General features: G+C 71.7%; 8 protein-coding genes. 1 reads left to right on the top strand and 7 read right to left on the bottom strand.

Annotation, left to right across the window (positions count from 1 at the left end):
* Positions 1-2 precede the first annotated feature (2 nt).
* The 6 genes from G7072_RS14135 to G7072_RS14160 are packed head-to-tail and all read right to left on the bottom strand — an operon-like array spanning position 3 to position 8521.
* Positions 3-1721: an L-lactate permease gene (locus G7072_RS14135; RefSeq protein WP_166087422.1), complete on the bottom strand. Its 1719-nt coding sequence runs from the start codon at positions 1719-1721 to the stop codon at positions 3-5.
* A 48-nt stretch (positions 1722-1769) separates the two neighbouring features.
* Positions 1770-3149 (bottom strand): glycolate oxidase subunit GlcF, encoded by a 1380-nt coding sequence (gene glcF / locus G7072_RS14140; protein WP_240916958.1) that lies wholly within the window; start codon positions 3147-3149, stop codon positions 1770-1772.
* Position 3150: 1 nt separating this feature from the next.
* Positions 3151-4419 carry an FAD-binding oxidoreductase gene (locus tag G7072_RS14145; RefSeq protein WP_166087423.1) on the bottom strand — a complete coding sequence of 423 codons (1269 nt, stop codon included), beginning with the start codon at positions 4417-4419 and terminating at the stop codon, positions 3151-3153.
* Positions 4419-5915: an FAD-linked oxidase C-terminal domain-containing protein gene (locus G7072_RS14150; protein ID WP_166087426.1), complete on the bottom strand. Its 1497-nt coding sequence runs from the start codon at positions 5913-5915 to the stop codon at positions 4419-4421. Before G7072_RS14150 ends, G7072_RS14145 begins: the two co-directional genes overlap by 1 nt.
* Positions 5916-5924: 9 nt before the next feature.
* On the bottom strand, positions 5925-6353 hold the full coding sequence (locus G7072_RS14155) for a heme-binding protein (protein ID WP_166087428.1): 429 nt from the start codon (positions 6351-6353) through the stop codon (positions 5925-5927).
* The gene (locus tag G7072_RS14160; protein ID WP_166087430.1) at positions 6350-8521 is read right to left on the bottom strand and encodes a malate synthase G; all 2172 of its coding nucleotides are present in this window, start codon (positions 8519-8521) and stop codon (positions 6350-6352) included. Before G7072_RS14160 ends, G7072_RS14155 begins: the two co-directional genes overlap by 4 nt.
* 132 nt (positions 8522-8653) lie before the next feature.
* Here G7072_RS14160 and G7072_RS14165 point away from each other — a divergent pair, with 132 nt between their 5' ends.
* The gene (locus tag G7072_RS14165; protein WP_166087432.1) at positions 8654-9472 is read left to right on the top strand and encodes an IclR family transcriptional regulator; all 819 of its coding nucleotides are present in this window, start codon (positions 8654-8656) and stop codon (positions 9470-9472) included.
* A gap of 756 nt (positions 9473-10228) precedes the next feature.
* Here G7072_RS14165 and G7072_RS14170 read toward each other — a convergent pair.
* Positions 10229-11284, bottom strand: a complete 1056-nt coding sequence (locus G7072_RS14170) for a M4 family metallopeptidase (RefSeq protein ID WP_166087434.1) — start codon at positions 11282-11284, stop codon at positions 10229-10231.
* Between the last annotated feature and the right edge of the window lie 16 nt (positions 11285-11300).

Genomic DNA, 11300 nt, shown 5'->3' on the forward strand with positions numbered 1-11300 from the left:
GATCAGGGCACCATCCAGGACAGGACCGGGGTGGCCTGCAGCGCGACGAGCGCGCACATGAACACCAGCAGCAGCAGGCTCCATCCCACGACCTTGCGGAAGATGTCGCCCTCCTTGCCGGCCATGCCGACCGCCGCCGCCGCGATGGCGAGGTTCTGCGGGCTGATCATCTTGCCGAGCACGCCGCCGGAGGTGTTGGCCGCCGCCATCAGGACGGGGTCGAGCCCGGCCTGCGCCGCGGTCTGCACCTGAAGGGCGCCGAAGAGCGCGTTGGCGGAGGTGTCCGAGCCGGTGACGGCCACGCCGAGCCAGCCGAGGATCGGCGAGAGGATCGCGAACGCCGTACCGGCACCGGCGAGCCACGCGCCCAGCGCCGCGGTCTGGCCCGAGAGGTTCATGACGTAGGCCAGGGCGAGCACCGCCATGACGGTGAGGATGGCCGACTTCAGCTCGACGTAGGTCTCGCCGTAGGTCTTGAGGGCGGTGCCCGGCGAGACCTTGAGGATCGCCGCGGTGATGATGCCGGCGAAGATCATGAGCGTGCCGGCGGCCGGGAACCAGTTGAAGTTGTAGATGGTGGCCACCGGGTCCCCGGACGGGTTGAGGATGTCCAGCCCCGGCCACGTGAAGGCGAAGGTCCACGGCTCGGCGGCGAAGAACTCCTTGACCGCCGGGATGTTGATGACGGAGAAGATCGCCACGATCACCAGGTAGGGCGCGTAGGCCTTGACGACGTCGGCCCGGCTGTCGGCGTGGGCCGGCTCGGTCTTGGTCGCGGTGGCACCCGGGCCACCGGCGCCACCAGGACGGCCGGCTCCGACCGCGCTGCCACCGGACTCACCGGCGGACTCGTCGGAGTCGCGCATGTCGGCCGCGGTGATGGTCTGCGACGGGCTCCACACCCGCACCAGCGCCACGATGGCGAGGGCGGAGACGAGGGCGGCGATGATGTCGGCCAGCGGGACCGAGATGTAGTTGGCCGCGATGAACTGGCCGATGCCGAAGGCGAGACCACCGACGATGGCCGGCAGCCAGGTCTGCTTGACGCCGCGCTTGCCGTCGACGACGAAGACCAGGACGAGCGGCACGAAGATCGCGAGGATCGGGGTCTGGCGACCGACCATGGCGCCGAGGTTCTCGACGGTGAGGCCCGGGTCGTCGTTCACGGTGGAGGTGACGGAGGCCAGCGTGACGATCGGGGTGGCCAGGGCGCCGTAGGCGACCGGGGCGGTGTTGGCGATCAGGGCCACCGCGGCGGCCTTGAGGGGCTGGAAGCCCAGCGCCATCAGCATCACGACCGTGATGGCGACGGGGGTGCCGAAGCCGGCCAGCGCCTCGAGCAGGGCTCCGAAGCAGAAGGCGATGATGATCGCCTGGATCCGCTGGTCGGGGCTGACCTTCTCGAAGGAGCGCCGCAGCACGTCGAAGTGGCCCGACTTCACCGTCAGGTTGTAGACCCAGATCGCGTTGATCACGATCCACAGGATCGGGAAGAAGCCGAACGCCGCACCCTCGGCCGTGGCCGAGAAGGTCTGGCTCACGGGCATGCCGAAGAGCACGATCGCGATGACGATCGACACCCCGAGCGAGATGAGTCCCGCCAGCCACGCCTTCATGCGGAGGCCGCCGAGGAGGATGAACAGGGTCAGCAGCGGTACGGCGGCACACAGCGCGCTGAGCGCGAGCGAGTCACCTACTGCCTCGGGATTCTGCTGGAACATGACGGCCTCTCGAGGATGCGGTCTTGACAGGGACGGTGCGTGATCTTGTCAGTTTGACGTGAAATTCGCGGCAGCCACGCCGCGGATCGAGGCGTCGAGCACCTCGACGGTGTGGGCCATCGACATCGGGTGACCCGACCGCTCGATCGCGGAGGTGACCTGCATGAGGCACCCCGGGTTGGCGGTGACCAGCACCTGCGCGCCGGTCTTCACGATGTTGGCGGCCTTGCGGTCGCCGAGCTGCTGGGCGGGCTCGGGGTTGATGATGTTGTAGATGCCGGCCGAGCCGCAGCAGATCTCCGCCTCGGGGATCTCCTTGAGCTCCAGCCCGGGGATGGCGCGCAGCAGGTCGCGCGGTTGCGCGCGGATGCCCTGGGCGTGACCGAGGTGGCAGGCGTCGTGGTAGGCCACGGTCATCTCGAGCGGGTGGCGCGGGGCCACGGGCCCGAGCTCGTGGAGGATCTCCGCGACGTCGCGGACCCGGTCGGCGAAGGCCTTCGCCTTGTCGGCGTACGTCGGGTCGTCGGCCAGCAGCTCGGCGTACTCCTTCATCGTCGACCCGCAGCCGGCCGAGTTGACGACGACGTACTCGACCCCGGAGGACTCGAAGGTGTCGATGAGCTTGCGGGCGAAGCCCTGGCCCTCCGGCTCACGGCCGTTGTGGACCGACAGCGCGCCGCAGCAGCCCTGCGACTTCGGGATGACGATGTCGCAGCCCTCGGCCTGGAGCACGCGCGCGGTGGCGGCGTTCACGCCGGGGAAGAAGGCGCCCTGCACGCAGCCGACGAGCATGCCCACGGTGGCGCGCCGCTCGCCGGTGGCCTCGATGCGCTCGGGCAGCGGGATCGGCTTGCCCAGCGGGGGCGCGAGACGCTCCATGGCGGCCAGCTGGGGCGCCATGCGGTCCAGCAGCCCGGTGCGGCGCATCGCCTTGTCGAGACCGGTCTTCTGCATCACGCGCAGCGGGCCGCGCATGACCTTGAGCCGCTTGGGATAGGGGAACAGCGAGAAGATCAGTCCGCGCAACGCCTTGTCGGGCGCGGTGCGGTCGTGGTTGCGCTCCACCTGGGCGCGGGTCTGCTCGATGAGGCGGTCGTACTGCACCCCGGACGGGCAGGCCGTCACGCAGGCCATGCAGCCCAGGCAGGCGTCGAAGTGGCCGACCATCTCGTCGGTCATCGGCTCGCCCTCGAGGCCCTCCTTCATGAGGTAGATCCGCCCACGCGGGGAGTCCATCTCCTCGCCCCACAGCAGGTAGGTGGGACAGGTGGGCAGGCAGAAGCCGCAGTGGACGCAGTCGCCGATGAGCGCGGCGTCCGGGGGGTGGTGCTCGTCGAAGGCGCCGCCCGGGGCGGGCATGCCGAGGTCGACGACCGCTCCGGTCTTGCCGAGCTCGTCGCCGTCGGGCCTGTCGTCGGTGCTGGTCATGTCAGATGCCTCCCACGAAGCGGCCCGGCGCGAGCCGGTGGTCGGGGTCGAACTGGTCCTTGACGCGGCGCATCAGGTCGAGCGCGGGGATCGGCCCCCACGCGTCGAGACCGGCCTTCACCTCGGCCGGTGCGTCGACGACGACGGCGGCCCCGCCGTGCCGGCCGCAGGTCTCGCGGACCCGCGTGAGCGCGGCCTGCGCCGCCTCGACGCCCGCGCCTGCCGGGAGGGCGGCGTAGGCCACCCCGACGCCGCCGGAGCCGCGGACGTGGAGCCCGGACTCGCGCGCGGCGGTGAGCACGTCACCGAGCCCGGACAGCGCGAAGGTCAGCTTGAACGCCGTCGCGCGCTCGTCGCCGCGGGCGTCCGTGTCCCAGGGGTACGTCGCACCGCCCGCGGGAGGCTCCTCGCGGGACGACACGTCGAGGGCACCCCGGGCGAGCACCGCCTCGATGGTGGTCGAGCGCCCGGCCACCCCGTCCTCGCGCCCCTCCAAGAGCACGTGGACGAGTCCCTCGCCGAAGGTGGGCCACTCCACCTCCACCGCGGCCGGGACGGCTTGGGAGTGCACCACCGCCTGCACGGCGTCGTGGACGCCGGTGGCGTCGGCGACGCGGGCGGTGACCCAGCGGCGCGTCTCCGGCAGCGGGTGCAGCCGGAAGACGGCCTCGGTCATGACGCCGAGGGTGCCGAAGGAGCCGATGAGCAGCTTGCCGAGGTCGTAGCCGGCGACGTTCTTGACCACGCGGCCGCCGGACTTGGCGACCACGCCGTCGGCACGCACGATCGTCAGGCCGATGAGCAGGTCGCGGGCGGTGCCGACCGCGACGCGTCGCGGGCCGCTGGTGTCGGCCGCCAGGGTGCCGCCGATGCTGGAGCCGGGCACGGTCTCGTCGAGGGCGAGGCGCTGGCCGCCCTCGGCCACCGTCTGCTGCAGGTCGGCGACGAGCGTGCCGGTCCGAGCGACGGTGATCAGGTCGCCGGCGGCGTGGTCGAGCACCTCGTCGAGGCCGCTGAGGTCGAGCAGCACGTCGGCGCTGCTCGGGGGCGTGCCCCACGACAGCTTGGTGCCGCGACCGCGCGGGACGACGCTCAGGCCGTGCGCCGCGGTGGCCTTCATGACCTCGGCGACCTGGGCGGTGTCGGCGGGACGGGCGACGAGGCCGGGCGTGACGCCGTCGACGGCGTCCGTCTCCGAGCCGTCGCGCACGTCGGCGCAGGCCGAGGCCACGGCCTCGCGGGCGGTCGGGGTGAGGGTCTCGGTCGTCATCAGAACGCGTCCGCCAGCCCGGCCTGCACCAGCGGGTGGGCCTCCTTGCGCTTGCCGGGGACCTCGCCGCACAGCCGGGGGGTCGGGAAGACCTTGCCGGGGTTGGAGATCGACTGGGGGTCGAAGGCGCAGCGAACCAGCTGCATGGTGTCGAGGTCCTCGTCGTTGTACATGCGCGGCATGTACTTCGACTTGTCCATGCCGACCCCGTGCTCGCCCGTGATGGACCCGCGGTGCTCGATGCACAGGTCGAGGATCGCGCCGCTGACCTTCTCGGCGGCCTCGGCGGCCCCCTCCTTGGCGTCGTCGAAGAGCACCAACGGGTGGAGGTTGCCGTCGCCGGCGTGGAAGACGTTGGCCACCCGGACCCCGGACTCCTCCGACAGCTCGGCGATGCGGTGCAGCACCTCCGGCAGCGCGGTGCGCGGGATGACGCCGTCCTGGACGATGTAGTCCGGGCTGATGCGTCCGACGGCGGCGAAGGCCGACTTGCGTCCGCGCCAGATCAGCGCCCGCTCGGCCGGGTCGACGGCGAGCCGCTGCTCGAAGGAGCCGTTCTCCCGGCAGAGGCGCTCGACCTCGACGTACTCCTGCTCGACCTCGACGGACGCGCCGTCGAGCTCGATGACGAGGACCGCGCCGGCGCCGTCGGGGTAGTTGCACTGCACCGCGGCCTCGGCGGCCTCGATGGCCAGCGCGTCCATCATCTCGATGGCGGCCGGGACGATGCCCGCGGCGATGATCGCCGAGGTGGCCGCGCCCGCCTGGTCGGTGGTCTCGAATCCGACGAGGATCGTGCGCACCTCCTCGGGCAGGCGGACCAGCCGGACCGTGGTGGAGGTGACGATGCCGAGCGTGCCCTCGGAGCCGACCACGGCGCCGAGCAGGTCGTAGCCGGGGCTGTCGGGCGCGAGCCCGCCCAGCGGCACCGTGTCCCCCTCGGCCGTGACGAAGTCCGCGCCGAGGACGTGGTTGGTGGTGAAGCCGTACTTCAGGCAGTGCGCGCCGCCGGAGTTCTCCGCGACGTTGCCGCCGATGGAGCAGATCTGCTGGCTCGACGGGTCGGGGGCGTAGTAGTAGCCCTCCGGGGTGGCCGCCTTGGTGACGTCGAGGTTGATGACGCCGGGCTCCACGACCGCACGCTGGTCGGCGCGCCGGATCTCGGTGATCGCCCGCATCCGCGAGGTCACCACGAGCACGCCCTCGGCGTGCGGCAGTGCGCCGCCCGACAGCCCGGTGCCCGAGCCGCGGGCGACGTAGGGCACGCCGTGCGCGGCGCACGCCCGGATGACGGTCGCCAGCTGGGCGGCGTCCTCGGGGATGACGACCAGGGCCGGGGTGACCCGGTAGTGGGCCAGCCCGTCGCACTCGTAGGTGCGCAGCCGGGTGCGGTCGGTGATGATGCCGGCCGCGGGGATCACCCCGCGCACGGCGTCGGTCACCGCGGCGATCTCCGGGGAGACCTCCACGCCCGTCGGCTCCTGCGTGGTCGTCATCGGGGCTCCTCAGTCCGCCTGGGCGGTGAGGCCGGCACCCTCGATGCCGGCCACGGCCGCAGCCTCGTCGTTGTCGCTCGTGTCGCCGGTCACGCCGACGGCGCCGAGCAGGTCGCCGCCCTCGTCGCGCACCAGCACCCCGCCGGGCACCGGCACGAGCGCCCCGCCGACGGCGGAGGTCACGGCGGCGATGAAGTAGGCCTGCTGCTCGGCGCGGCCCATGATCGAGCGCGAGCCCATGCCGAGCGAGAGCGCGCCATACGCCTTGCCGAAGCCGATCTCGAAGCGGCTCATCGACGCCCCGTCCTCGCGCTCGACGGCCACGACGTGGCCGCCCGAGTCGAGGACGACGACGGTCAGCGGCTTGAAGCCGGCCTGGCTGCCGTGCGCGCGGGCGCCGGCGATGATGCTGCGGGCGGTGTCCAGGGTGAGGCTCATGCGGACTGCTCCTTCTTCGACGCACGACGGCGGTGCAGGATCGGCTCGGTGTAGCCGCTGGGCTGGGTCAGGCCCTCGAAGACCAGGTCGTGCGCCGCGGCGAACGCCTGCCCGTCGAAGTCCGGCGCCATCGGGGTGTACGTCGAGTCGCCCGCGTTCTGCTCGTCGACGACCTTCGCCATGCGGCGCAGCGTCTCCTCGACCTGCTCCGACGTCACGACGCCGTGGTGCAGCCAGTTGGCGACGTGCTGGGCGGAGATCCGGCAGGTGGCGCGGTCCTCCATGAGGTTCTCACCGGTGATGTCGGGCACCTTGGAGCAGCCGATGCCCGCGTCGACCCAGCGGACGACGTAGCCGAGCAGGCTCTGGAGGTTGTTGTCGATCTCCTCCTGTCGGTCCTGCTCCGACCAGTCGTCGGGGTTGCCGAGCGGGATCTGCAGCAGGTCGTCGCGTTCGCGGCGGCGACCTCCGGCGGCGAGCTCCTCCTGGCGGGCGCGGACGTCGACCTGGTGGTAGTGCAGCGCGTGCACCGTGGCGGCGGTCGGCGAGGGCACCCAGGCGCAGCTGGCGCCGGACTGCGGGTGGCCGATCTTGGCCTCCAGCATGTCGGCGAGGCTGTCGGGCGCGGCCCACATGCCCTTGCCGATCTGGGCGCGGCCAAGCAGGCCGCACTCGAGGCCGATGTCGACGTTGAGGTCCTCGTAGGCCTTGATCCAGGTCTCGCCCTTCATGGCGGCCTTGCGGACCACCGGGCCGGCCTGCATCGAGGTGTGGATCTCGTCGCCGGTGCGGTCGAGGAAGCCGGTGTTGATGAACACCACGCGCTCGCGGGCCTCGTTGATGCAGGCCTTGAGGTTGAGCGTGGTGCGGCGCTCCTCGTCCATGATCCCGACCTTGATGGTCAGCCGCGGCAGGCCGAGCAGCTCCTCGACGCGGCCGAACAGCTCGACGGCGAAGGCCACCTCCTCGGGACCGTGCATCTTGGGCTTGACGACGTACATCGAGCCCTCGCGGGAGTTGGCCAGCTCGGCCTCGCCGCGCAGCGCCTTGAGGCTGCCGAGGCCGGTCATGATCGCGTCGAGGATGCCCTCGGGCACCTCGTTGCCGTCCTCGTCGCGCACGGCGCCGGTGGTCATGAGGTGACCGACCTGGCGGATGAAGAGCAGCGAGCGGCCCCGCAGGGTGACGTCCTCGCCCGTCGTCGTGGAGTAGACGCGGTCGGGGTTCATCGAGCGGGTGAAGGTCTTGCCGCCCTTGGTGACCTCCTCGGCGAGGGTGCCCTGCATGAGGTGCATCCAGTTGCGGTAGCCGAGGGCCTTGTCCTCGCCGTCGACGGCGGCGACCGAGTCCTCGAGGTCCATGATCGTGGAGACCGCGGACTCGAGCAGCAGGTCCTTGACGCCGGCCTTGTCGGTCTCGCCGATCTGGTCGGACGGGTCGATCTGGATCTCGACGTGCAGGCGGTGGTGGACCAGCAGCACGGCGTCGGGCGTCGCAGCCTCGCCGCGGAAGCCGACGAGCTGCGCCGGGTCGGCGAGCCGGACCGTGTCGTCGCCGACGGTCACCGCGAGGCCGTCGTCGTCGACGGTGTAGGCCGTGGCGTCGGCGTGCGAGCCCGAGGCGAGGGCGAAGTGCTCGTCGAGGAAGGCGCGCCCGCGGCGGATGACCTCGTCGCCACGGGTCTTGTTGTAGCCGTCGTCGCCGGGAGCCAGGTCGCCGTCGTGCGGGACGACGTCGGTGCCGTAGAGGGCGTCGTACAGCGAGCCCCAGCGGGCGTTGACCGCGTTGGTGGCGAATCGCGCGTTCAGCAGCGGCACGACGAGCTGCGGGCCGGCGATGGTGGCGACCTCGTCGTCGACGCCGGAGGTGGAGACCGCGACGTCGGCCGGCTCGTCGAGCAGGTAGCCGATCTCGCGCAGGAACGCGGTGTACTCCCCCGCGTCCGGCGTGCCGGGGTGCTCGCGGTGCCAGGTGTCGAGACGACCCTGGATGTCCTCGCGCTTGGCGAGGAGCTCGGCGTTGCGGGGCGCGAGATCGTTGATGACGGCGGCGACGCCGTCCCAGAACATCGCGGACTCGAGGCCCGTCCCGGGCAGTGCTTCCTCCTCCACGAACCGGTGAAGGGGGGCGGCGACGTCGAGTCCACCGGTCTGCACGCGCTCTGCCATGCCACTCCTTGCCGATCTTTCCGTATGGTGGAAAGATCACTCGTTGATAATGGAAACTAGGCAACGAGTACCCGAGGTGTCAACCATCACACCTCATGAGCAGGGCTTCTTCGACCACTTCGGGGGGATCCGATGACGACGGCAGAGCCGAACGAGCAGCCGGCCGGACGGACGGGCTCCGGCCCGGGCGCCCGCGAGGGCGGGGGCGGGGGCGTGCAGTCGGTGCACCGTGCCTTCGACCTGCTCGAGGTCGTGGTGGCGCGTGGCGGCTCGGCCACGATCGGCGAGATCGCCGCTGCGGCCGACGTCCCGCTGGCCACGGCGCACCGGCTGCTGCGCACGCTCGTGGAGCGCGGCTACATGCGTCAGTCGCCGGACCGTCGCTACGCGCTCGGGTTCCGGCTCGTGCCGCTGGGAGCGGCCGCCAGCTCGATGGCCGGCGCCGGCACCGAGCACCTGCTCAGCGGGCTGGTCGACGCGCTGGGCGAGACCGCCAACCTCGCCATGCTCGAGGGCTCGTCGGTCACCTACGTCGCCCAGGTGCCCGGGCGGCACTCGATGCGGATGTTCACCGAGGTCGGCCGCCGGGTGCAGCCCCACTGCACCGCGGTCGGCAAGGCGATGCTGGCCGAGGTCTCGGACGCCGAGGCCGCGGCGGTGCTGGGGCGGATCCGGCTCGCCCGCCACACGTCCGCGACCGTCACCGACCTCGACGCCGTGGTCGCCGGGCTGGCCGAGGTCCGACGGCTCGGCTACGCGATGGACGAGGGCGAGCAGGAGGTCGGGGTCCGCTGCGTGGCCGTCGCCGTGCCGCCCGCACCCGGGAGCACCCTGCGGCTGGCGGTGTCGGTCTCCGGGCCCGAGCCCCGGATGACCGACGACGTCGTCGCCCGCGCGGTGCCGCTGCTCCAACGGACCGCCGCCTCGTTGTCCCGCGCCATCGCCGGCTGACCCCCGGCGGTCGAGCAGACCCCCGCTGGTCGAGCAGACCCCGGTGGTCGATCTCGACAAGCTCGATCCAAGGAGCAGCGAGCGCCAGCGAGCGTCGTCGAGACCCGGTGAGCCAGGCAGGGACCTGACCCTCCAGGGTCACCAGGTCTCGACAACGGTTGCTACGCAACCCGCTCGACCACCGGGATGCGCTCGAGCACCCCATCCGGTGGTCGATCTCGACAAGCTCGATCCAAGGAGCAGCGAGCCCCAGCGAGCGTCGTCGAGACCCGGTGAGCCAGGCAGGGACCCCACCCCGGTGGTCGAGCAGCGAGCGCCAGCGAGCGTCGTCGAGACCGGTGAGCCAGACAGGGAGCCAACCCCGGTGGTCGAGCAGCGAGCGCCAGCGAGCGTCGTCGAGACCTCGCGAGCCAGGCGGGATCCCGACCACCCGGGGTCACCAGGTCTCGACAACGGTTGCTACGCAACCTGCTCGACCACCGGGATGCGCTCGAGCAACCCCATCCGGTGGTCGAGCAGCGAGCGCCAGCGAGCGTCGTCGAGACCTCGCGAGCCAGGCGGGATCCCGACCACCCGGGGTCACCAGGTCTCGACAACGGTTGCTACGCAACCTGCTCGACCACCGGGTGCGCGCGACCACCCGGGAGTCACCAGGTCTCGACAACGGTTGCTGCGCAACCTGCTCGACCACCGGGTGCGCGCGACCACCGGGCCTCACCCCTGCTCGACCACCGGGTGTGGTCGACCAGGGCGCCGTCAGACGCCGACGGCGTTCCAGGCTCCGCGGACGACCTGCGCCGCGCCCTTGGGCACGGCCCCTGCCTTGACGAGGATGCGGGCCGACTCCGCCACCTGGGTGGCGGCCTGCGCGAAGGTCGCCCGGGGGGCGAGGAAGTGCAGCGCGTGGTACCAGATCCGGCTGGTCAGCACGGTGTCTCCCATCTCGGTCGCGGCGAGGTAGAAGGCCCGGTTGGGGATGCCGGAGTTGATGTGCACCCCGCCGTTGTCGGCGGTGCCGGTGTAGCGGTCGGCGTAGTGCGCGGGCTGCGGGTCCTGGCCCAGGATCGGGTTGTCGTACGCCGTGCCCGGGTGGCGCATGGACCGCAGCGCCTCACCGAACAGGTCGGGGCCCATGATCTCGTCCCCGATCAGCCAGTCGGCCTCGGCCGGCGACTCCTTCGCCGCCCACTGCGTGATGGCGGTGCCGAACACGTCGGAGAAGTGCTCGTTGAGGGCGCCGGACTCGTCCTCGTAGACGAGCCCCGAGGTGAACTGGGTGACACCGTGCGCGAGCTCGTGGGCCACGACATCGAGGGACCGCGAGAAACCTGTGAAGATCACGCCGTCGCCATCCCCGAAGGTCATCTCGTCGCCGTCCCAGAACGCGTTGTTGTACGCCGTACCAAAATGCACGTTGAGCACGAGGTCGAGGCCGCGGTCGTCGATCGAGTTGCGGTTGAGGACCTTGCCGAAGAAGGCCCGCACGATCCCGGCGTTGTCGTAGGCGTTGATGACGTCGACGTCCTTGGTCTCGGGCGAGCCCTCGTAGCGGACCAGCGTCACCCGCTGGTCGGTGGTGCCCGCGCTGTCGTAGACCTCGCGCCGGCCGGTGCCGGTGGGGGCGGGCGCGAGCGCGGCCCCCGGCGCGGGTGCGGCCGCCGGGCCGGCGGCGGCGGCGTCGCGTCTCTCCCGGGCGGCGTCGGACAGAGCCGACTGGCTGGTGTCGGCGGCAGCGCCGCCGGCGTTCCTGCTCACCTCCGACTGCACGTAGGGCGGCACGAAGTAGCAACGGGCGTCGTGGTTCACGGACATGGCCCCTCCAAAGGCT

This window comes from Nocardioides sp. HDW12B, assembly GCF_011299595.1.
Classification (GTDB): Bacteria; Actinomycetota; Actinomycetes; order Propionibacteriales; family Nocardioidaceae; genus Marmoricola_A.

Coding starts and splice junctions, on each gene's coding strand:
- G7072_RS14135 (WP_166087422.1), bottom strand. CDS start 1,721: ATGTTCCAGCAGAATCCCGAGGCAGTAGGTGACTCGCTCGCGCTCAGC.
- glcF (WP_240916958.1), bottom strand. CDS start 3,149: ATGACCAGCACCGACGACAGGCCCGACGGCGACGAGCTCGGCAAGACC.
- G7072_RS14145 (WP_166087423.1), bottom strand. CDS start 4,419: ATGACGACCGAGACCCTCACCCCGACCGCCCGCGAGGCCGTGGCCTCG.
- G7072_RS14150 (WP_166087426.1), bottom strand. CDS start 5,915: ATGACGACCACGCAGGAGCCGACGGGCGTGGAGGTCTCCCCGGAGATC.
- G7072_RS14155 (WP_166087428.1), bottom strand. CDS start 6,353: ATGAGCCTCACCCTGGACACCGCCCGCAGCATCATCGCCGGCGCCCGC.
- G7072_RS14160 (WP_166087430.1), bottom strand. CDS start 8,521: ATGGCAGAGCGCGTGCAGACCGGTGGACTCGACGTCGCCGCCCCCCTT.
- G7072_RS14165 (WP_166087432.1), top strand. CDS start 8,654: ATGACGACGGCAGAGCCGAACGAGCAGCCGGCCGGACGGACGGGCTCC.
- G7072_RS14170 (WP_166087434.1), bottom strand. CDS start 11,284: ATGTCCGTGAACCACGACGCCCGTTGCTACTTCGTGCCGCCCTACGTG.